Origin of the sequence: Streptomyces sp. NBC_00012, from assembly GCF_045040875.1 — a bacterium.
Classification (GTDB): Bacteria; Actinomycetota; Actinomycetes; order Streptomycetales; family Streptomycetaceae; genus Streptomyces.
This window is the reverse complement of the sequence record NZ_CP108309.1, coordinates 6,464,060-6,484,475: the sequence shown is the minus strand read 5'-3', so window position 1 is coordinate 6,484,475 and position 20,416 is coordinate 6,464,060. Positions and strand designations below refer to the sequence as shown.

Here is a 20,416-nt window from a genome sequence, read left to right as displayed (position 1 = left end):
CTGCGGAGTCAGCGGACCGGGTGTCCGGCCTCCCTGAGCGCGTCCTTGACCTCGGAGATCCGCAGATCGCCGAAGTGGAAGACGGAGGCGGCGAGCACCGCGTCGGCGCCCGCCTCGATGGCGGGCGCGAAGTCGGCGAGCCGGCCGGCGCCGCCCGAGGCGATGACCGGGACGGTCACGTGCCGGCGCACCGCCGCGATCATCTCGGTGTCGTAGCCGTCCTTGGTGCCGTCCGCGTCCATCGAGTTGAGCAGGATCTCGCCCGCGCCCAGCTCGGCGGCCCGGTGCGCCCATTCGACGGCGTCGATGCCGGTGCCCCTGCGGCCGCCGTGCGTGGTGACCTCGAAGGTGCCGGCGGGGGTGCGCCGGGCGTCCACGGAGAGCACCAGGACCTGGCGGCCGAAGCGCTCGGCGATCTCCCGGACGAGGTCGGGGCGGGCGATGGCGGCGGTGTTGACGCCGACCTTGTCCGCGCCGGCCCGCAGCAGCTTGTCGACGTCGTCGGCGGTGCGGACGCCGCCGCCGACCGTGAGCGGGATGAAGACCTGCTCGGCGGTGCGGCGCACCACGTCGTAGGTGGTCTCCCGGTCGCCGCTGGAGGCGGTGATGTCCAGGAAGGTCAGCTCGTCGGCGCCCTCGGCGTCGTACAGCTTCGCCATCTCGACGGGGTCACCCGCGTCGCGCAGGTTCTGGAAGTTGACGCCCTTGACGACCCGGCCGTTGTCGACGTCCAGGCAGGGGATGACGCGTACCGCGAGGCTCATCGCGCACCTGCCCGGTAGGCCTCGACCTCGACCTCGACGACCAGGCTCGGGTCCACGAAACCGGACACGATGATCATCGAGGCGGCGGGGCGGACGTCGTCGAAGAGCTCCTTGTGGGCGCGGCCGACCTCGTCCACGTCCCGGGCGTGCGTGATGTACATCCGGGTGCGTACGACGTCCTCGTGGCCCAGGCCGAACTGCTTCAGCGCGTCGAAGGCGATCCTGAAGGAGGTGACGGCCTGCTCGTACGGGCCGCCCGCGGAGATCTGCCCGTTCTCCACCGCGGTGCAGCCGGCCACCAGGACGAGCCCGTTCGGCAGCTGCACCGCACGGGAGTAACCGAACTTCTCCTCCCACGGGCCGCCGGAGGAGACACGGTTGACGGAGTCGCTCATCCGGAGACCGCCTGCAGTGCTTCTTCGAGGGTGAACGCCTTCGCGTACAGCGCCTTGCCGACGATCGCGCCCTCGACGCCGTCCGGTACGAGCGAGGCGATGGCCCGCAGGTCGTCCAGCGAGGAGACGCCGCCGGAAGCGACGACGGGCTTGTCGGTGGCGGCGCAGACGTTCTTCAGGAGTTCCAGGTTGGGGCCCTGGAGCGTGCCGTCCTTGGCGATGTCGGTGACGACGTAGCGGGCGCAGCCCTCGGAGTCGAGGCGGGCGAGCGTCTCGTAGAGGTCGCCGCCGTCGCGGGTCCAGCCGCGGCCGCGCAGCGTGGTGCCGCGGACGTCGAGGCCGACGGCGATCTGGTCGCCGTGCTCGGCGATGACCTTGGCGACCCACTCGGGGGTCTCCAGGGCGGCGGTGCCGAGGTTGACCCGGCGGCAGCCGGTGGCGAGGGCGGCGGCGAGCGAGGCGTCGTCGCGGATGCCGCCGGAGAGCTCGACCTTGATGTCCATGGCGCCGGCCACCTCGGCGATCAGCGCCCGGTTGTCCCCGGTGCCGAAGGCGGCGTCCAGGTCGACGAGGTGCAGCCACTCGGCGCCGGCGCGCTGCCAGGCGAGGGCGGCCTCCAGCGGGGAACCGTAGGAGGTCTCGGAGCCGGACTCGCCGTGGACGAGGCGGACGGCCTGGCCGTCACGGACGTCGACGGCGGGGAGCAGTTCAAGCTTCGGCATTACAGCGTCTCGATCCAGTTGGTCAGCAGCTGGGCGCCGGCATCGCCGGACTTCTCGGGGTGGAACTGGGTGGCCCACAGTGCGCCGTTCTCCACGGCGGCGACGAACGGCTCGCCGTGGGTGGCCCAGGTGACCCGGGGGGCGCGGATCTTGGGGTTGGTGACTTCCAGGTTCCAGTCGTGCACGGCGTAGGAGTGCACGAAGTAGAACCGGGCCTCGGGGTCGAGACCGGCGAAGAGCTGGGAGTCCTCGGGGGCCCGCACGGTGTTCCAGCCCATGTGCGGGACGACCGGGGCCTTCAGCGGGGCGACGGTGCCGGGCCATTCGTCCAGGCCCTCCGACTCCACACCGTGCTCGATGCCGCGCTCGAAGAGGACCTGCATACCGACGCAGATGCCCATGACGGGGCGGCCGCCGGAGAGCCTGCGGCCGATGATCCATTCGCCGCGGGCCTTCTTCAGCCCCTCCATGCAGGCGGAGAACGCGCCGACGCCGGGCACCAGCAGCCCGTCGGCGTTCATCGCCTTCTCGAAGTCGCGGGTGATCTCGACGTCCGCGCCGACGTGGGCCAGGGCCCGCTCGGCGGAACGGACGTTGCCGAAGCCGTAGTCGAAGACGACGACCTTCTTGTTGTCGCTCACAGCTCGTTCCTCAGTCCCAGAGTCCCTGGATCCGCAGAATGCCTGCCACCAGGCACATCACGGAGGCGAGCGAGAGCAGGACGATGACCCCCTTGGGCATGCCCTGCTTCGCGAAGGAGTAGACACCGCCGGCCAGGAAGAGGCCGACGACGATCAGGATGGTGTTGAGGCCGGTCACAGCGCGCCCTTCGTGGAAGGGAGGATCCCGGCGGCGCGCGGGTCGTGCTCGCTGGCGTAGCGCAGGGCGCGGGCGAGCGCCTTGAACTGGCATTCGACGATGTGGTGGGCGTTGCGCCCGTACGGCACGTGGACGTGCAGGGCGATCTGCGCCTGCGCGACGAAGGACTCCAGGATGTGCCGGGTCATCGTCGTGTCGTACTCGCCGATCATCGGCGCCATGTTCTCCGGCTCGGTGTGCACCAGGTAGGGGCGGCCGGACAGGTCGACGGTGACCTGGGCGAGCGACTCGTCCAGCGGGACGGTGCAGTTGCCGAAGCGGTAGATGCCGACCTTGTCGCCGAGCGCCTGCTTGAACGCGGCACCGAGGGCGAGGGCGGTGTCCTCGATGGTGTGGTGCGAGTCGATGTGCAGATCGCCGTCGGTCTTGACCGTGAGGTCGAAGAGCCCGTGCCTGCCGAGCTGGTCGAGCATGTGGTCGTAGAAACCGACCCCGGTCGACACATCGACCTTGCCGGTGCCGTCGAGGTCCATCTCGACCAGTACCGAGGTTTCCTTGGTGGTGCGTTCGACTCTTCCAACGCGGGCCGCGCGAGTCATGCGTCGTGCTCCTTCTTGAGTTCGCGTACCGCATCGAGGAACGCGTCGTTCTCTGCCGGGGTGCCCGCGGAGACCCGCAGCCATCCCGGTACGCCGTTGTCCCGGACCAGGACGCCCCGGTCGAGGATCCGCCGCCAGGCGGTGTGGCTGTCGGCGAAGCGGCCGAACTGGACGAAGTTGGCGTCCGAGTCGGTGACGTCGTAGCCGAGGGCGCGCAGCTCGGTGACGATCCGGTCGCGCTCGTTCTTGAGCTGCGCGACGTATCCGAGCAGCGTATCGGTGTGCTCCAGGGCGGCGAGCGCGGTGGCCTGGGTGACGGAGGACAGGTGGTACGGAAGCCGCACCAGCTGGACCGCGTCGACCACGGCCGGGTCGGCGGCGAGATAGCCCAGGCGCAGCCCGGCGGCGCCGAACGCCTTCGACATGGTGCGCGAGAGGACCATGTTCGGCCGGCCCTCGATCAGCGGGAGCAGCGAGGCGTGGTGGCTGAACTCGCCGTACGCCTCGTCGACCACGACCATCGACGGCTTGGCGACCTGGGCCGCCTCGTACAGCGCGAGGACGGTGTCCGCGTCGACAGCGGTGCCGGTGGGATTGTTGGGCGAGGTGATGAAGACGACGTCGGGGCGGTGCTCGGCGATGACCTTCCGGGCCGCGTCGACGTCGATGGTGAAGTCCTCGTTGCGCGGTCCGGAGATCCAGCCGGTGCCGGTGCCGCGCGCGATGAGGGCGTGCATGGAGTACGAGGGCTCGAAGCCGATCGCGGTGCGGCCGGGGCCGCCGAAGGTCTGGAGCAGCTGCTGGAGCACCTCGTTGGAGCCGTTGGCCGCCCAGACGTTGGCGAGGGAGACCTCGTGCCCGGCGGTGCGGGTGAGGTAGCGGGCCAGTTCGGTGCGGAGCTCGACGGCGTCCCGGTCGGGGTAGCGGTTGAGGTCGCGGGCGGCCTCGCGGACGCGCTCGGCGATCCGGTCGACGAGCGCCTCGGGCAGCGGGTACGGGTTCTCGTTGGTGTTGAGCCGCACCGGTACGTCGAGCTGCGGCGCCCCGTAGGGGGACTTGCCGCGCAGTTCGTCCCGGATCGGGAGATCGTCGATGCGGGTGGTCTTGCGAGGGGTGTCGCTGTTCGTCACTGCTGCGGGACCTTCCAGCCGAACCTGGCCTTGAGCGCGGCGCCGTGGGCGGGGAGGTCCTCCGCCTCGGCGAGGGTCACGACGTGGTGGGTGACCTCGGCGAGCGCGTCGCGCGTGTAGTCGACGATGTGGATGCCGCGCAGGAAGGACTGCACGGAGAGGCCCGAGGAGTGGCAGGCGCAGCCGCCGGTGGGCAGGACGTGGTTGGAGCCGGCGCAGTAGTCGCCGAGCGAGACCGGGGCCCAGGGGCCGACGAAGATCGCGCCGGCGTTGCGGACCCGGTCGGCGAGGGCGGCGGCGTCGGCGGTCTGGATCTCCAGGTGCTCGGCGGCGTACGCGTCGACGACCGTGAGGCCGTCCTCCAGGTCGTCGACCAGGACGATCGCGGACTGGCGGCCGGCCAGCGCGGGCTCGATCCGGTCAGTGACGTGCTTGGTCGCGGCGATCTGCGGCTTCAGCTCGGCCTCGGTGGCCGCGGCCAGCTCCTCGGAGTCGGTGACCAGGACGGCGGCGGCCATCGGGTCGTGCTCGGCCTGGCTGATCAGGTCGGCGGCGACGTGCACCGGGTCGGCGGTGGAGTCGGCGAGGATCGCGATCTCGGTGGGGCCCGCCTCCGCGTCGATGCCGACGCGGCCCTTGAGGAGGCGCTTGGCGGCGGCGACGTAGATGTTGCCGGGGCCGGTGACGAGGTTCACCGGAGGACATTCGGCCGTTCCGTACGCGAACATCGCGACGGCCTGGGCGCCGCCGGCCGCGTACACCTCGTCGACGCCGAGCAGGGCGCAGGCGGCGAGGATCGTGGGGTGCGGCAGGCCCTCGAAGTCCTTCTGCGGCGGGGAGGCGACGGCGATGCCTTCGACGCCCGCCTCCTGGGCCGGTACGACGTTCATGACCACGGACGACGGGTAGACGGAGCGTCCGCCCGGGACGTACAGCCCGACGCGCTCGACCGGCACCCACTTCTCGGTGACGGTGCCGCCGGGGACGACCTGGGTGGTGTGCGTGGTGCGGCGCTGTTCGCGGTGGACGAGGCGGGCGCGGCGGATCGACTCCTCCAGGGCGGCCCGCACGGCCGGGGCGAGCTGCTCGACGGCCGCGGCGATCGCCGCGGCCGGGACCCGGGTGGAGTCGAGCCGTACGCCGTCGAATTTCTCCCCCCACTCGATCACTGCCGCGGAGCCACGATGGCGTACGTCCTCGCAGATGGGCCGCACCGTCTCCAGGGCGGCTTCCACGTCGAACTCGGCACGGGGCAGCAGGTCGCGCAGGGCTCCACCCTCGGGGAGGGCATCGCCGCGCAGATCGATTCGAGAGATCACACCGCAATTCTCGCAGACCGGCTCCGGCGTCCGGTCGCCCGTATCACTGGCTGATACATGTCCCGGACGTCATTGCTGACCAATAGCGTTCACGTCGTCACCCAGAGGGAAGAACAGCTCCGAGCGGAAGGGGCACCCGTGACCGAACCGCACGACGGCGATTTTCCGGACGGTCTGAGCGCGGCCGAGCTGGGCATGTGGCAGGCCTTCCGGAACGGCAGCACCTACGATCTGCGCGCCCGCGATCCCGCGCACGACGATCCGTTCGCGCCGCGCGTCTGGGGACCGGAGCGCAGTGTGGACGGGCGTGTCGTCGCCCGGCTGCTGCTCTCGGGGCCGCCACCGCGGCCCGGCCGGGTCGCGGCGCTGAAGCTCCGGGGCGTGCGGATCACCGGGACGCTCGACCTCGCGGGCGGGCGCGTCGCACCGTACGTCGAGATGACCGGCTGCCGCTTCGAGAACGAGGTGGTGCTGCCGGAGTGCCATTTCACGACGTTGCGGATCGTCGGCTGCGCGATGCCGAGGCTGGAGGCGGCCCGGCTGCGCACCGAGGGCGATCTGCATCTGCCGCGCTGCCGGATCCCGCGCGGGATCCGGCTCACCGACGCCCAGATCGGCACCGATCTGCTGATCAACCAGATCGAGATCGGCCCGGACCGGGGCGGGCGGGCGCTGGCCGGGGACGGGCTGGCGGTCGCCCAGGACCTTCAGGCGGAGCTGATCGAGGCGCGCGGCGAGCTGAGTCTGCGCGGGGCGAGGGTCGGCGGTTCGCTCTCCCTGCGCGGCAGCCGGCTGCGCGGCAGGGAGGGGCGGCGCGCGCTGAACGCCCCTCAGCTGAGCGTGGAGCGGACGCTGTACATGAGCGAGGCGTGGGTGAGCGTCGAGACCGGGATCCAGGGCACCACTCCCCCGTACGGCATCGTCATGGCGTCGACCCCGGCGAACGGCACCCGTTCGCAGTTCTTCGAGTGCCGCGGCGGGGTGCGCCTGGACGACGGGCGGTTCGGTGACGCGGTCGATCTGCACAAGGCGCGGTTCGTGCTGGCCCGGCACGAGGAGCTGTCGCTGCGCCGGATCGTCACCCCGGAGCTGCGGTTCAACGCGGAACGGCCGGAGGAGGGCCGGGTCGTGCTGAACGGCGCGAAGGTCGTCACGCTGATCGACGTGTCGACCAGCTGGCCGGGGCCAGGCGGGCTGGCGATGGGCGGTTTCGTGTACGAGAACCTCGTCCCGTACGGGCACTTCCCGCTCTCCCGGCGCCTGGAGTGGGTGGCGGCGGCGACCCCGGAGTACGTCCCGGAGCCGTACGAGCGCCTCGCGACGGTGCTGCGCAACTGCGGGGAGGACGCGGACGCCCGAGAGGTGCTGCTGGCCAAGCAGCGGCGGCGGCGCGAGACGCTGCCGCTCGCCGCGAAGCTCTGGGGCTACCTCCAGGACTGGACGGTGGCGTACGGCTACCGGCCGGGGCGGGCCGCGCTGTGGATGGCGTTGCTGTGGGCGGCGGGGGCGATGGCCTTCGCCCAGCACGTCCCGGCGGCGATCAAGCAGGACGAGCATCCGCAGTGGAACCCGGCGCTGTACGCGCTGGATCTGCTGATCCCGGTGATCAATCTGGGCCAGGACGGCTACTGGCGGATGGAGGACGGCTGGCAGTGGGTGGCGGCCGTGCTCGTGCTGCTCGGCTGGATACTGGCCACGACCGTGGCGGCGGGCGCCTCACGGCTGCTGCGGCGGGGTTGACCGGATCCGGCCACGGCGGACCGGACGACGGACGCCCGGCCGCTCGCGTCCCGTTCTGCCGAGCGGCCGGTCCGGCGCCCGCAGGCCGTGGTCGAACGGCCGCCCGAGCCGCGTCCGAAGTACCGCACACCATCGGCCGGACCGGCGGGAACAAGCCAGAACTCGAACTTTCCTTTACTTTCTCTTGACCTCATCCGATACAACCCATTCACTCGGCACCAAAGCTTCACAGCGAGCCTCTGGCGCCGCTCCGACCAGGGCTTTTCAATGGTCTGCACCATGCCAATCCTTCGTGCTCTGCTCCGCGCCGCGCGCGCGATCCGGCGCCCCTCACAGGGACCCGCCGGACTGCCCGCGGACGACGAGGTGCTGCTCGACGCCCCGGACGAGCGGCTCTCCCCGGCACTCGTCGCCGCCGCCTTCGGGGAGTACGGACCGGCCGCGAAACTCCTCGCCACCACCCGGGACGGCGCCGAGTGGGAGAACCGCGACCGCTACCTCGGCCGGCTCGTCACCTTCGCCCGCAACCGCGACGGCTGGCTGACCGACTGGCTCGCCGCCGCCCCGCACGACCCGGACGCGCTGCTCGTCAAGGCCGAGCTGGCGGTCCGCCGGGCCTGGGAGTCGCCCGCCCGCGCCGAGCAGCTGCGCGAGGTGGGGCCGCTGATCTCGGCGGCGGCCGAGTGCGATCCGCGCGACCCGGTGCCCTGGCGCCTCGCGCTCGACCACGCCCGCGGCACCCACGCCGCGCACACCACGTTCGAGGCGCTGTGGGAGCAGGCGATACAGCGCTCCTCGCACCACTACGGCTGCCATGTCGCGGCGCTGCGGTACCTCTCCGCGGCCTGGTACGGCTCGCACCGCGAGTGCTTCGACTTCGCCGAGCGGGCCGCCGAGGACTCGCTGCCCGGCTCGCTGGTGCAGGCGCTGCCGCTGCGGGCCGCCTTCGCCCTGCTGATCGAGGGGTCCGGCGCCCGGACCACCTCGGTACAGGAGGAACGGATCGACGCGGCGGCCGATCTGGCCATCGCGCTGTCCGCCGCGTTCGAGCCGGGCGACCCGTGGTCCGCCGAGGTCCGCAATCTGCTGGCGTTCGTGCTGGTCAGCCGGGGGCGCTGGGAAGAGGCCCTGGAACAGTTCCGGCGGATCGGACCCCATGCGGCGTCGTTCCCGTGGTCGTCGGTCTCCGACGATCCGCTCGGCCGGTTCCTGGCGGCGCGGGACGACACGCGGCTCCGGGCGGCCTGCGCGGCACCGTTCCCGGGACGGGCCGACCGGGGCCGGCCCGGCGGCCATTACGCTTGACCGTTGTGACCACCGCTCGCCTGCCTCTGTTCCCGCTGAACGCGGTGCTGTTCCCCGGCCTCGTGCTGCCGCTGAACGTCTTCGAGGAGCGTTATCGCGCCATGATGCGCGAGCTCCTGAAGACCGACGAGGACGAACCCCGCCGGTTCGCCGTGGTCGCGATCCGCGACGGCCGCGAGACCGCCCCGACGGGCGCCGGAATGCCGGACGCGGTGAACGTCTCCGCCGAACGCGGCCCCACGGACGGCTTCGGCCCCGACCCGGTCCAGACCTTCCACCGGGTCGGCTGCATCGCCGACGCGGCGAAGATCCGGGAACGGCCGGACGGCAGCTTCGAGGTACTGGCCACCGGCACCACCCGGGTCAAGCTGCTCTCCGTGGAAGCGAGCGGCCCCTTCCTGACGGCCGAACTCGAAGAGCTGGACGAGGAGACCGGCGAGGAGGCGGGGGCGCTCGCCGAAGGTGTACTGCGGGCCTTCCGCAGCTACCAGAAGCGGCTGGCCGGGGCGAGCGAACGGTCCCTGACCACCGGCGCGGACCTGCCCGACGACCCCTCCGTCGTCTCGTACCTGGTCGCGGCGGCGGCCGTACTGGACGTCCCGACCAGGCAACGGCTGCTCCAGGCGCCCGACACCGCGACCCGGCTGCGCGAGGAACTGACTCTGCTGCGCGCCGAGACCGCGGTCATCCGTCATCTGCCGTCGCTGCCCGCGGTGGATCTGACCCGCGCCCCGACCCACCCCAACTGATCCGACCACCGATCGACCGAGGACCGTCCCGTGGCGAAGAAGCCCAAGAAGCAGCAACAGTCCGGCGGCACCCCGGCCACGGTGGCCCTGACCGCGGCCGGCACGGTGTTCACCGTCCACGCCTACGACCACGACCCGGCCTCGGCCTCCTACGGCGAGGAGGCGGCCGAGGCGCTGGGCGTCTCCCCCGACCGGGTCTTCAAGACCCTGGTCGCGGACGTCGACGGCACACTGACCGTCGCGGTGGTCCCGGTGGCCGGCTCGCTGGACCTCAAGGCCCTGGCCGCCGCGGTGGGCGGCAAGCGGGCCACGATGGCCGACCCGTCGGCCGCCGAACGCACCACCGGCTACGTGCGGGGCGGCATCTCCCCGCTGGGCCAGCGGAAGCGGCTGCGCACGGTGCTGGACGCGTCGGCGCAATCCCACGGAACGATCTGCGTCTCGGCGGGCCGTCGGGGCCTGGAGGTCGAACTCTCCCCGACGGATCTGGCATCGCTGACGGGGGCGGTGTTCGCGCAGATCGGCCGGGGCTAGGGCCACTCGTTTGGATCATGCCGGGCTCGCGTGCCCCAGTCCCTGATCCGGCCTGCTCCAAACGAAAGACCCTAGCCGAGCACGTCCCAGCGCGCCCGGACGCGGTCCGGGTCCGGCCCGCCCGCACACCTCTCGCCCCCACACACGTCCCGGCCCACCCGCGCTTCTGCCCCGCCACGCGCCTTCAGCCCGCCCGCGCGCCTTTCACAGCCCGCCCACGCGTCCTTTCAGCCCTCCCCGCGCACCTCCGGACCCGCCCGGCACCTTTCAACCCGTCCGGCGATTGAGGACCGGGGTCCGAGGCGGAGCCCCGGTTACGGGAAGGGGCGGGTAGGGGAACAAGCCTCGCGCAGCGGCCACCCCACCCAAGCCACCCGCACCCGCACCCGCACCCGCACCCGCCCTACGACTTCGCAGGCGGCACGTCCGAACCCGAACCCGCAGGCGCCCCGGATCCGGGCGCCCCCGGCGCCCCCGGAAACACCCCCCACCCCGGCTCCGGATCCCGCGGCCCGAACATCGCGGTCAGCCCGAGATGCACCGCCATCGCCCCCAGCGGCCACGCCAGCAGCGTCCCCTTCGCCCGCAGCTGGAGCGGTGCGTCGAAGACCACGCCCTTGCCGACCGCCCGCGCGTGCGCGACCACGTCCTGGGTAGGCCCGAGCCACACCCCCAGCCGCCAGGCCAGCAGAGAACCGAGCAGTCCGCCCAGCGCGAGCCCCACCACCAGGGCGATCCCGCCGCGCCGCTGGAACCAGAAGACCAGCGCCGCGGAGACCGCCCCGAAGGCGAGGCCCAGCAGCACGAACGTGCCGTCGGCGCCGATCGCCTCCTCACCCTCGCTGTCGTTCAGGAAGACGGCGGTGCTGTCGGAGATCAGCGGAACCCTCGGCGCCAGCCACAGCCAGAGGAGCCCGAGCGCGACGCCCGAGACGGTCACCAGAGCGGCGACGATCGCGGCCCGCCGCAGATCCGGCCGGAGATCCTTCTCCTCATCCGGCTCCAGCAGGGTCCCGAGGTGGTGCGCACCAGGCCCACCGGGTCCTGCCGGTCCTCCCGGACCACCCCAGTTCGGCGGGGTCTGCCAGGGATCGTTGGACGAGGGCTGGTGAGGCGGCGTCAGAGGTGCGGTCACCGTGCCATCGTGCCAGGCGCCCCCGCGCCGCGCCTCACCGGACCGCTGCCCTGCGGTACGCCCAGGTCGCCGCGGCCAGCGAGAGAACGCCGACCACGGCACAGACGGCGAGGTCCAGCGCGACGACCGTCCAGTCCGGGTGGGCGTCGAAGGACCGCGCGAGCGCCTCGACACCGTAGGTCGAGGGCAGCAGATCACGCGCCCAGCCGACCGGCGTCGGCAGCCGGTCGGCGGGGAGCACACCGAGCAGCAGCGCCGCCGACATGCCGAGCTGGCCGAGCAGCGTGGCCAGCTCCTGCCGGGGTGCGAGCAGCCCCAGCGCCGCCCCCAGCCCGGAGAGCGCCGCCCCGGAGAGCGGGATGACGGCGACGAGCACCCACAGATGCGTCAGCGGCAGCCCGAACATCACGCTGCCGGCCACCGCCGTGACGATCGTTCCGGGCACGGTGAAGGAGGCGTACGCCCCGGCCGCACCGAGCACCACCGCGGCGGGCGGCACCGGCAGGGTCGCGTAGTGGTCGAGCCCTCCGCCGGCCCGCAGCTGCCCGAAGTACTGGGCGAGGAGATTGAGCGCCACGAAGGCCACGACGAGGACACTGGAGCCGGCGACGACGGCCCGCGCCTCGGAGCCGCCGTCGACCACCCCGCGCATCAGCACCATGATCCCGACCGACTGGAAGGTCGCGACGAAGAGCAGCGGGATACGGGCGACCCTGGCCCTGGACAGCTGGGCGCGGTAGACCGCCGCGAGCGAGGGGAACAGCCGGGCCCGCGGGGCGAGCGGCGCGGGCGCCGCCCCCTCCTGGCCGGAGCCGTCGCCGGGGGGACCGGCGGAGCCGTCCTCCGCGGTCCGGACGGGTCCGGTCACCGCGTGCGGGGGAACGATGCTCGTCACCTGGCGCTGCTCCTGTTCGCTCCCTGCCCGGCCGCGCACCCGCACCCGGTCGTCCCGCCGGCCCCGGCCAACCCATTCGCCCCGGCCGCCCCGTCGGCCCCGGTCATGACTTCACCAGCCCCTTGGCCGCGTCCCCGCCGAGCGCGAGGTAGACGTCCTCCAGGCTGGGCGTCGCCAGCGTGAAGTCGTCGAGTGCGGCGAAGGCCGCGCCGCCGGTCACCGCGGCGACCGCCGCCCGCGCCTCGTCGGGACCGAGCCGCAGCACCCAGCGCCGCCCGGACTCCTGGGCCGAGCCGTGCAGCGCGGCCACCTCGGGTACGTCCAGGGGCGCCCGTTCGCGCCACACCAGCTCGACCCGGACCTCGCCCGCGACCCGTTCCTTGAGCCCGGCCGGTGTGTCACAGGCGATGACCTTGCCGCGTTCGATCACGGCGACCCGGTCGAGGACCGTTTCGGCCTCGATGACGTTGTGGGTGACGAGCAGCACCGTCGTGCCGCGCTCGGCCCGGCGCCGGTCCACGGCGGCCCAGACGGCGCGCCGGGCGACGGGGTCCATGCCGGTCGTCGGCTCGTCCAGCAGCAGCACCGGCCGCTCGCCGACCAGCGCGGCGGCGAAGCACGCGAGCCGCCGCTGTCCGCCGGAGAGCTTCTTCAGGGGGCGTCCCGCGATCTCGGTGAGACCGAGTTCGGCGAGTACCGCGTCGCGTTCGGCGCGGGCGTCCGCCGCGGCGAGGCCGCGCAGCCGTCCGGTGGTCTCGGCGGCGAGCGACACGGTCAGCTCGTCGAGGGCGGTGGACTCCTGCCCGAGGTAGCCGATCAGCCGGGAGGCGCGCTCCGGGTGGCGTACGAGGTCGTGGCCCAGCACGGTGACGCTGCCGGAGTCGGGGCGCATCAGCCCGGTGAGCTGCCGTACCAGGGTGGATTTGCCGGCGCCGTTGGGGCCGAGGAGTCCGAAGATCTCGCCGCGCCGCACGTCCAGGCTGATCCCGTCGGTGGCGCGCACCTCGGGTGTGGCGGGGGTACCACGGCGGCCGCGGGCTGCGGGATAGGTCTTGACCAGATCACGCACCGCGCACACGGTCCCGGTCGCCGGCTGCGCCTGTGCTGTGCCCGTACTCACGAGGTACGAGGGTACGGGGTCGGATGCCCCGGATTGCGCCCGGGGCCACGCCGGCCGGGCCCCGGAGGGGCGATCGGTGGCCGGGGCGCCCGCCCGTGGACCCGCTCCGCCGTCAGCCGGCGGACGGGCTCGTCCGCTCCGCCGCGGGGGTGTGCTCGGCAGCGGCCCGTACGTCGATCTCCCGCCAGAATCCCGCCCGGATCGCGTAGCGGTCGTGCTCGTCGATCTGGTCGTCCTTGTGGGCGAGCAGGCCGAACCGGGCGGCATAACGCAGCAGCTCGCCGTCGATGCGGTGCGGGATGCGGGGATACATGGCCGAAAGCTTCTGCAGATGGACGGTCTCCGGGAGTCGCTCCATCCAGCGACGGGCGAAGACCTGGCCCACCTCGAAAGGGTCACCGCCGACGGTGGTGATGTCCTCCTCGCGGTCCGCCCAGCGCTGCTCGGCGCTGGTGAGCTGGGCCAGTGTCGGCAGCGAGGCGGTCTCGGGGGGCTCGCCCAGCGGTCCGCCGCGCTCCGCCCAGCTCTTGTCGGAGGACCAGCGCAGGGTCGCGCCCGCGGGCGACGGCTGCGGGAGGTGCCGGTCGGGCTGGGCGCCGGGTCCGCGCAGGCTGCCCGCCAGGTCCTTGGGGGTAGGGACGCCCCTGCCGCCGTGCACGGGGCGGTCGGTGGCGGCGCTCTCCTCCGGCGGTGCCGCGGCGCCGTTGGCGGCGGCCGCAGCCCGGGCCTCCGAGGCGCGCTCGGCGGAGGCGGCGAGGGCGGCCTCCGGGAGCGGCGCGGAGAGGATCGCGGCGATCTCCGGGCGGGGGGCGGGGGGCGGGGCGCAGACGCCACCGGTCTCCTTGGCCCGTACCGCCTGGGTGATCCAGGCCCGGTCGAGCACCCTTCGTTCGTCGGCCTCGGCGACCAGGTCCTCGGACTGGTTGTAGTCGCCGTCGGCGGCCTGGACGGCCCACAGATGGACGGCGACGCCGTGTTCCTTGGCGGACATCAGGCCGGGCAGCAGATCGCCGTCACCGGTCACCAGCACCACGTCGGAGCAGGCCCGGTTCCTGGCCAGTTCGGTGAGCTCGGCGTGCATCGCGGCGTCGACGCCCTTCTGTGCCCAGCGCCCGTCGCTGCGGGTGAGAGCGCCGAGCCGGACGGTGACCCTGGGCATCACGCGCAGCCTGCGGTGCTCCGGCTGCGGCACCCGGTCGGGGGCACCGTCGAACCAGTAGATCCGCAGCAGCGGCTGCTCCGTATCGGCCTCGGCCCGCTCGCGCAGGCCCCGGATGAGGGCCGCGTGGTCGACCGTGATGCGGGAACGGGCGGGCTCTCCGGCCAGCAGGCTCGCGGCTGCGCCCAGCAAGTAGCCTGCGTCCACCAGAACGACGCAACGGTCCACGCGATCCACCCTCTTCCAGAAGTTCGGGTGCGGTCTTTGCCAAGGGTTTCCTTCGAGTCTGCCCGACCGCGCAGGGGTTGACGGCCGGAACTCGATCATCGGCGTGGCGGATCCGGAAAACGGCGCGTCCCGCACCCTCACTACACACGGTAATGATCCAAAATGCACGGCTTGCCACGCTATGTGAATCTGAACGCGGTCCTGGCCCCGAGAGTCCCCATAGGAGGAACACCATGGCCAAGAACAAGAACCGCAAGCAGGGCAGCCAGCAGAACCGCGCGTCCGGTCCGGAGCGCGGTTCGGAAGAGGCGAGGACGACCGCGTACGAGTCGCAGATACAGCCTCAGTCGCAGGCCCAGGGCAGCCCTGCTGATGTTGCCCGTAAGCACCAGCGGCGCTTCGGCCACAACTGACCGGGGCTTCTCCGGTCCGGCCGAGGGCCGGATGACCGGGAGGGGCGCTCCCGCTTTCGCGGGGCGCCCCTCCCGTACGTCTGCTCCCGTGTCTCAGCCTGCAAGGCAGGACGGGCCGAGCAGCACCTTCAGGTCACCGAAGAGCGCCGGGTCGGGCTTGACCCGGTGCCGGTCGAGCCGGAGCACCGTGGTCTTGCGGGGGCCCTGGAGCTTGATCCGTACCTCGGTGTCGCCCCGGTGGCTGCTGAGGACCTCGCCGAGGCGGCTGACCATCGGCGGGGTGATCTTGACGGTGGGGATGGTCAGGACCACGGGGGCGTTGGTGCCGGCGTTGGAGATGTCGGGGACCTGCATCTCCATGGCGACCAGCCGGGGCACGTCCTCCCGCTTGTCGAGGCGTCCCTTGACGAAGACGACGGTGTCCTCGACGAGCTGGGTGGAGACCAGCTGGTAGGTGGCCGGGAAGAACATGCACTCGATGGAACCGGCCAGGTCCTCGACGGTGGCGATGGCCCAGGCGTTGCCCTGCTTGGTCATCTTGCGCTGGAGGCCGGAGATGATGCCGCCGACGGTGACGATGGCGCCGTCGGAGTGCTCGCCGCCGGTGAGCTGGGAGATCGAGGAGTCGGCCTTGTCGGACAGCACGTGCTCCAGGCCGAAGAGCGGGTGGTCGGAGACGTACAGCCCGAGCATCTCGCGCTCCTGGGCCAGCAGGTAGGACTTCTCCCACTCGATGTCGGAGAACTCCACGTCGAGCCCGAAGCCCGGCTCGTCGCTCTCCTCCTCGCCCATGCCGCCGAAGAGGTCGAACTGCCCCTCGGCCTCCTTGCGCTTGACCTGCACCACGTTGTCGATCATCGGCTCGTGGTGCGCGACCAGGCCCTTGCGGGTGTGGCCCATCTCGTCGAAGGCGCCGGCCTTGATCAGCGATTCGACGGTGCGCTTGTTGCAGACGACCGCCTCGACCTTGTCCAGGAAGTCGGGGAAGGTGCTGTACTTCCCCTTCGCCTTGCGGCACCGGATGATCGAGTCGACGACGTTCTGGCCGACGTTGCGCACGGCGGTGAGGCCGAAGAGGATCACGTCGTCGCCCTGGGCGGCGAAGTTCGACAGGGACTCGTTCACATTGGGCGGCAGCACCTTGATGCCCATGCGGCGGCACTCGTTGAGGTAGACGGCCGACTTGTCCTTGTCGTCCTTGACCGAGGTCAGCAGCGCCGCCATGTACTCGGCGGGGTAGTTCGCCTTGAGGTACGCGGTCCAGTAGGTGACCAGGCCGTACGCGGAGGAGTGCGCCTTGTTGAACGCGTATCCGGCGAACGGGACCAGCACGTCCCACAGGGCCTTGATCGCGGCGTCGGAGAAGCCCTTCTCCTTGGCGCCCGCCTCGAAGAGGACGAAGTTCTTCGCCAGCTCCTCGGGCTTCTTCTTGCCCATCACGCGGCGCAGGATGTCGGCCTCGCCGAGCGAGTAGCCGGCGACGATCTGGGCGGCCTTCTGCACCTGCTCCTGGTACACGATGAGGCCGTAGGTGAGGCCGAGGACCTCCTTGAGGGGCTCCTCCAGCTCCGGGTGGATCGGGGTGATCTCCTGGCGGCCGTTCTTGCGCTCGGCGTAGTTCGTGTGCGAGTTCATGCCCATCGGGCCCGGCCGGTACAGGGCCGAGACGGCGGAAATGTCCTCGAAGTTGTCGGGCTGCATCTGGCGCAGCAGGGAGCGCATCGGACCGCCGTCGAACTGGAACACGCCGAGCGTGTCACCGCGGCAGAGCATCTCGTACGTCTTGGGGTCGTCCAGCGGGAGGCCGAGCAGGTCCAGCTTGACGCCCTTGTTGGACTCCACCATCTTCACGGCGTCGTCCATGATGGTGAGGTTTCGCAGGCCGAGGAAGTCCATCTTCAGCAGGCCGAGCGACTCGCACTGCGGGTAGTCCCACTGCGTGATGGTGACGCCGTCGGTGTGCCGCACCCAGATCGGCGCGTGGTCGACGATCGGCTCGCTGGACATGATGACGCCGGCGGCGTGCACGCCCATCTGCCGGACCAGCCCCTCGACGCCCTTGGCGGTGTCGATGACCTTCTTGACGTCCGGCTCGTTCTCGTACATCCCCCGGATCTCGCCCGCCTCGCTGTAGCGCGGGTGCTTGGGGTCGGTGATGCCGTTGAGGTCGATGCCCTTGCCGAGGACGTCGGCGGGCATGGCCTTGGTGAGCCGGTCACCCATCGCGTACGGGTAGCCGAGGACCCGGGCGGAGTCCTTGATGGCGTTCTTCGCCTTGATCTTTCCGTACGTGCCGATCATGGCGACCTTGTCGGCGCCGTACTTCTCCGTCACGTACCTGATCACTTCGACGCGCCGACGCTCGTCGAAGTCGATGTCGACGTCGGGCATGGAGACGCGCTCGGGGTTGAGGAACCGCTCGAAGATCAGCCCGTGCTCGATCGGGTCGAGGTCGGTGATGCCCATCGCGTACGCCACGATCGAACCGGCGGCGGAGCCTCGGCCGGGGCCGACCGCGATGCCGTTGTTCTTCGCCCACATGATGAAGTCGGCGACGACCAGGAAGTACCCCGGGAACCCCATCTGGATGATGATGTCCATCTCGTACTCGACCTGCTTCTGCCGGTCCTCGGGGACACCTCCCGGGAAGCGCCGGTTCATGCCGACGCGGACCTCTTCCTGGAACCAGGTGATCTCCGTGTAGCCGTCCGGGATGTCGAACTTCGGCATCAGGTCGCGCTTCTCGAACATGCCGGTGGTGTCGATCTGCTGCGCGACCAGCAGGGTGTTGGCGCAGCCCTCCTGCCAGGCGTCGGAGGAGTCGACGGCGTACATCTCGTCGGTCGTCTTGAGGTAGTAGCCGGTGCCGTCGAAGCGGAAGCGGTCCGGGTCGGAGAGGTTCTTGCCGGTCTGGATGCAGAGCAGGGCGTCGTGCGCGGTGGCCTCGTGCGCGTAGGTGTAGTGCGAGTCGTTGGTCACCAGCGGCGGGATGTTCAGCTTCTTGCCGATTTCGAGGAGCCCGTCACGGACCCGGCGCTCGATCTCGATGCCGTGGTCCATCAGCTCCAGGAAGTACTTGCCCTCGCCGAAGATGTCCTTGTAGTCGGAGGCGGCCTGGACCGCCTCGTCGAACTGGCCGAGCCGCAGCCGGGTCTGCACCTCGCCCGAGGGGCAGCCGGTGGACGCGATCAGGCCCTCGGACCACTGGGCGATGGTCTCCTTGTCCATGCGCGGCCACTTCTGCAGCCAGCCCTCGGCGTACGCGTCCGAGGACAGCTTGAAGAGGTTGTGCAGGCCCTTCGCGTTGGACGCCCAGATCGTCTTGTGGGTGTAACCACCCGAACCCGAGACGTCGTCGCGCTTCTGGTGCGGCTGGCCCCACTGGATCTTGCGCTTGTGCTTGCGCGACTCGGGGGCGACGTACGCCTCGATGCCGATGATCGGCGTCACGCCCGCCTTCTGCGCCGAGTGGAAGAAGTCGTAGGCGCCGTGCAGGTTGCCGTGGTCGGTCATCGCGATGTGCGACATGCCCATTTCATTGCAGGCAGCGAACATGTCCTTGAGCCGCGCGGCACCGTCCAGCAGCGAGTACTGGGTGTGGACGTGAAGGTGCGTAAAGGGCGGCTTCGACGACACGGTTTGTGGCCTCCGGGCGAGCAGGGCGGGTGAGGGGGACAGCGTGGAAGTCTACGTCGCGACACCGATACTCCGCGGCCTGTCACTCCGACCGCGCACCGTCGAAAACAATGAGGTTGCCGAGATCACAGACGCAGCGGTCAGCGGCCTCCACCCTCGCACGTGGGCGTGGCGGCGAGCTGACCACGGCACGAACCTGGCAGCCGACCAGGTAACTTCCACGCTCCTCGGGACACCACACGTTCCAGGCGTCCCACATCGACTGTGCGGCCGCGCGCATTTCCCACCCACCGGGTTTGTGAGGCTGTCGCTCGCAAGTTTCGAGTCGGGTCGATGCCAGCCGGTACTCGTTGCGGAAGACCTCCACTGCTTCAGGGGTGCTGAATACCCCGGCCCGACGGTCGTCCAGCAGCTCGGCCACGTAGGTACGCAGACGCCTGATCTCGTCGCTGAGATCGACCTCCGCGCGGTAGGTGTGCTCCACAACAGGGGCGTTCCGCAGCCGTTCCCGCAGCTCCGCGACGAACCACCCCTCCAGGAGGTCGCCCTTGATGCTCACACTCCGATGCGGTTCCGTCAGTGGCCCGAGACATCTGAACGTCTCGGCCCCCGAGGACTGCGACCGTTTCATGTTCCGCCCGCAAACCCCGCAGATAACGACACCGTGAAGCCAGTGCGAAGGACGGTTCGGCCGTCGTGGCCTGTACCCGTCCTCAATGATCTGCGCGATCCGCGCGAACTCCTCCTGCGTCAGCATGGGTGGCCAGAACTTCACAGGACCCGCGTTGTCACAGATCACCTTGCCGGTCCGATGCTCGATCTTGTGTCCCAAGAGCGTCTGTGACGTCATAACAATCTTGATGGACTTGTGGGTCCAGGCCGACGGTGCAGGGTCGGGCCTTGTGGAGTTATGGACTCGTGGTGCGGGGACTCCCCGGGCTTGGAGGTCTGCGGCGATGCGCGTCGGGGCTTCCCCGGCAATGATGCGTTCGGCCAGTTCGCGAACAATGGGCTCCGCTCGGTCATCACGTATGAGGATCTTGCCCCTGCCTTCCGTGTTCGGCGTCGGCCGAAGGCCATACGGCACCCGTCCGCCGGCCCAGCGTCCGGTCTTCCTCAGATGGTTCTGCGATGAGACCGTCCTCTCCCGCCCCAGTTCCCGTTCGAACTGGGCAAATGAGGCCAGCACATTCGCGGCGAACCGCCCGTGCGGAGTCGACATGTCCCACCCGTCCTCGATGGCCACGAGGCGAACACCAGCCGTATCGCACGCCTCGATCACTGATGAGAAATGGATCAACGATCGAGCGATGCGGTCCGCCCGCCAAGTCAGCAACACGTCGTAGTGAGACAGGTTCTCGCACAGTTCGCGAAGTGCGGGGCGCTCCCCCGGCGGCTCCCCGCCCGAGACGTTGCTGTCCTGGAACACCCGCAGGACGGTCCAGCCCTGCCGTTCCGCATAGCCCCGGCATGACGCCTCCTGCCTGGCCAGGGAGGTACTCGATTCCGTGGTTCGCGACAGCCTGACGTAGATCACCGCACGCAGGACGTTCATGGATCCCTTCCGGTCGCTCCAATGCACCTATCTACAACTATTGCGAAGGTCGGACCATCCGAGGTGGAATCACCCACACGTCACCCGAATCAGTGACTGTGGCCGCACTTTCCGGGTCCGGGCACTGATGCGGCGCGTCCGGCGTTCTCAGCAGGAGGACAGACAGGAAGGCCCTGTCATCAACGAAGGAAGCAGGCCA

The 20,416-nt window shown here is 70.8% G+C and carries 19 protein-coding genes; 5 read left to right on the top strand and 14 right to left on the bottom strand.

Features of this window, described 5'->3' with window-relative positions; genetic code table 11:
• Positions 1 to 8: 8 nt before the first annotated feature.
• The 8 genes from hisF to hisD are packed head-to-tail and all read right to left on the bottom strand — an operon-like array spanning position 9 to position 5,748.
• On the bottom strand, positions 9 to 764 hold the full coding sequence (gene hisF, locus OHA19_RS29695) for an imidazole glycerol phosphate synthase subunit HisF (RefSeq protein WP_405711724.1): 756 nt from the start codon (positions 762 to 764) through the stop codon (positions 9 to 11).
• On the bottom strand, positions 761 to 1,159 hold the full coding sequence (locus OHA19_RS29690) for a RidA family protein (protein ID WP_405752225.1): 399 nt from the start codon (positions 1,157 to 1,159) through the stop codon (positions 761 to 763). Before OHA19_RS29690 ends, hisF begins: the two co-directional genes overlap by 4 nt.
• Positions 1,156 to 1,881 (bottom strand): bifunctional 1-(5-phosphoribosyl)-5-((5-phosphoribosylamino)methylideneamino)imidazole-4-carboxamide isomerase/phosphoribosylanthranilate isomerase PriA, encoded by a 726-nt coding sequence (gene priA, locus OHA19_RS29685; RefSeq protein ID WP_093543489.1) that lies wholly within the window; start codon positions 1,879 to 1,881, stop codon positions 1,156 to 1,158. The genes OHA19_RS29690 and priA overlap by 4 nt, the downstream gene beginning before the upstream one ends.
• The gene (gene hisH / locus OHA19_RS29680; protein ID WP_405711727.1) at positions 1,881 to 2,522 is read right to left on the bottom strand and encodes an imidazole glycerol phosphate synthase subunit HisH; all 642 of its coding nucleotides are present in this window, start codon (positions 2,520 to 2,522) and stop codon (positions 1,881 to 1,883) included. Before hisH ends, priA begins: the two co-directional genes overlap by 1 nt.
• Before the next feature lie 10 nt (positions 2,523 to 2,532).
• Entirely contained in the window at positions 2,533 to 2,700 is a 168-nt protein-coding gene (locus tag OHA19_RS29675) for a hypothetical protein (protein WP_164493121.1), read from the bottom strand.
• Positions 2,697 to 3,299, bottom strand: coding sequence for an imidazoleglycerol-phosphate dehydratase HisB (gene hisB, locus OHA19_RS29670; RefSeq protein WP_405711729.1), 603 nt, complete (start codon positions 3,297 to 3,299; stop codon positions 2,697 to 2,699). The genes OHA19_RS29675 and hisB overlap by 4 nt, the downstream gene beginning before the upstream one ends.
• The gene (locus OHA19_RS29665) at positions 3,296 to 4,429 is read right to left on the bottom strand and encodes a histidinol-phosphate transaminase (RefSeq protein WP_405752223.1); all 1,134 of its coding nucleotides are present in this window, start codon (positions 4,427 to 4,429) and stop codon (positions 3,296 to 3,298) included. Before OHA19_RS29665 ends, hisB begins: the two co-directional genes overlap by 4 nt.
• Positions 4,426 to 5,748, bottom strand: a complete 1,323-nt coding sequence (gene hisD, locus OHA19_RS29660; RefSeq protein ID WP_405711733.1) for a histidinol dehydrogenase — start codon at positions 5,746 to 5,748, stop codon at positions 4,426 to 4,428. The genes OHA19_RS29665 and hisD overlap by 4 nt, the downstream gene beginning before the upstream one ends.
• 138 nt (positions 5,749 to 5,886) lie before the next feature.
• Here hisD and OHA19_RS29655 point away from each other — a divergent pair, with 138 nt between their 5' ends.
• From OHA19_RS29655 to ybaK, 4 genes are all read left to right on the top strand, one after another.
• Positions 5,887 to 7,488: an oxidoreductase gene (locus tag OHA19_RS29655; protein WP_405752220.1), complete on the top strand. Its 1,602-nt coding sequence runs from the start codon at positions 5,887 to 5,889 to the stop codon at positions 7,486 to 7,488.
• Positions 7,489 to 7,755: 267 nt separating this feature from the next.
• Complete coding sequence (locus tag OHA19_RS29650; protein WP_405711737.1) at positions 7,756 to 8,793, top strand: hypothetical protein; 1,038 nt, start codon at positions 7,756 to 7,758, stop codon at positions 8,791 to 8,793.
• A 5-nt stretch (positions 8,794 to 8,798) separates the two neighbouring features.
• The gene (locus tag OHA19_RS29645) at positions 8,799 to 9,542 is read left to right on the top strand and encodes an LON peptidase substrate-binding domain-containing protein (RefSeq protein WP_405752217.1); all 744 of its coding nucleotides are present in this window, start codon (positions 8,799 to 8,801) and stop codon (positions 9,540 to 9,542) included.
• 30 nt (positions 9,543 to 9,572) lie between these two features.
• Positions 9,573 to 10,076, top strand: coding sequence for a Cys-tRNA(Pro) deacylase (ybaK, locus tag OHA19_RS29640; protein ID WP_405711741.1), 504 nt, complete (start codon positions 9,573 to 9,575; stop codon positions 10,074 to 10,076).
• 403 nt (positions 10,077 to 10,479) lie between these two features.
• On the opposite strand, the gene OHA19_RS29635 is transcribed toward ybaK, so the two are convergent.
• The 4 genes from OHA19_RS29635 to OHA19_RS29620 all read right to left on the bottom strand — a co-directional run bounded on the left by OHA19_RS29635 (position 10,480) and on the right by OHA19_RS29620 (position 14,622).
• On the bottom strand, positions 10,480 to 11,211 hold the full coding sequence (locus OHA19_RS29635; protein ID WP_405711743.1) for an ABC transporter permease: 732 nt from the start codon (positions 11,209 to 11,211) through the stop codon (positions 10,480 to 10,482).
• A 34-nt stretch (positions 11,212 to 11,245) separates the two neighbouring features.
• Complete coding sequence (locus OHA19_RS29630) at positions 11,246 to 12,106, bottom strand: ABC transporter permease (RefSeq protein ID WP_405711744.1); 861 nt, start codon at positions 12,104 to 12,106, stop codon at positions 11,246 to 11,248.
• A gap of 103 nt (positions 12,107 to 12,209) precedes the next feature.
• On the bottom strand, positions 12,210 to 13,184 hold the full coding sequence (locus OHA19_RS29625; protein WP_405721358.1) for an ABC transporter ATP-binding protein: 975 nt from the start codon (positions 13,182 to 13,184) through the stop codon (positions 12,210 to 12,212).
• Between the two features lie 154 nt (positions 13,185 to 13,338).
• On the bottom strand, positions 13,339 to 14,622 hold the full coding sequence (locus tag OHA19_RS29620; protein ID WP_405711746.1) for an NYN domain-containing protein: 1,284 nt from the start codon (positions 14,620 to 14,622) through the stop codon (positions 13,339 to 13,341).
• Between the two features lie 224 nt (positions 14,623 to 14,846).
• Here OHA19_RS29620 and OHA19_RS29615 point away from each other — a divergent pair, with 224 nt between their 5' ends.
• Positions 14,847 to 15,026 (top strand): hypothetical protein, encoded by a 180-nt coding sequence (locus OHA19_RS29615; RefSeq protein WP_405711749.1) that lies wholly within the window; start codon positions 14,847 to 14,849, stop codon positions 15,024 to 15,026.
• 93 nt (positions 15,027 to 15,119) lie between these two features.
• On the opposite strand, the gene dnaE is transcribed toward OHA19_RS29615, so the two are convergent.
• The gene (gene dnaE, locus OHA19_RS29610; protein ID WP_405711751.1) at positions 15,120 to 18,662 is read right to left on the bottom strand and encodes a DNA polymerase III subunit alpha; all 3,543 of its coding nucleotides are present in this window, start codon (positions 18,660 to 18,662) and stop codon (positions 15,120 to 15,122) included.
• An 82-nt stretch (positions 18,663 to 18,744) separates the two neighbouring features.
• Positions 18,745 to 20,217, bottom strand: a complete 1,473-nt coding sequence (locus tag OHA19_RS29605; protein ID WP_405752215.1) for a recombinase family protein — start codon at positions 20,215 to 20,217, stop codon at positions 18,745 to 18,747.
• Positions 20,218 to 20,416: the final 199 nt, after the last annotated feature.

Coding starts and splice junctions, on each gene's coding strand:
- hisF (WP_405711724.1), bottom strand. CDS start 764: ATGAGCCTCGCGGTACGCGTCATCCCCTGCCTGGACGTCGACAACGGC.
- hisB (WP_405711729.1), bottom strand. CDS start 3,299: ATGACTCGCGCGGCCCGCGTTGGAAGAGTCGAACGCACCACCAAGGAA.
- OHA19_RS29690 (WP_405752225.1), bottom strand. CDS start 1,159: ATGAGCGACTCCGTCAACCGTGTCTCCTCCGGCGGCCCGTGGGAGGAG.
- OHA19_RS29615 (WP_405711749.1), top strand. CDS start 14,847: ATGGCCAAGAACAAGAACCGCAAGCAGGGCAGCCAGCAGAACCGCGCG.
- OHA19_RS29650 (WP_405711737.1), top strand. CDS start 7,756: ATGGTCTGCACCATGCCAATCCTTCGTGCTCTGCTCCGCGCCGCGCGC.
- priA (WP_093543489.1), bottom strand. CDS start 1,881: ATGCCGAAGCTTGAACTGCTCCCCGCCGTCGACGTCCGTGACGGCCAG.
- OHA19_RS29605 (WP_405752215.1), bottom strand. CDS start 20,217: ATGAACGTCCTGCGTGCGGTGATCTACGTCAGGCTGTCGCGAACCACG.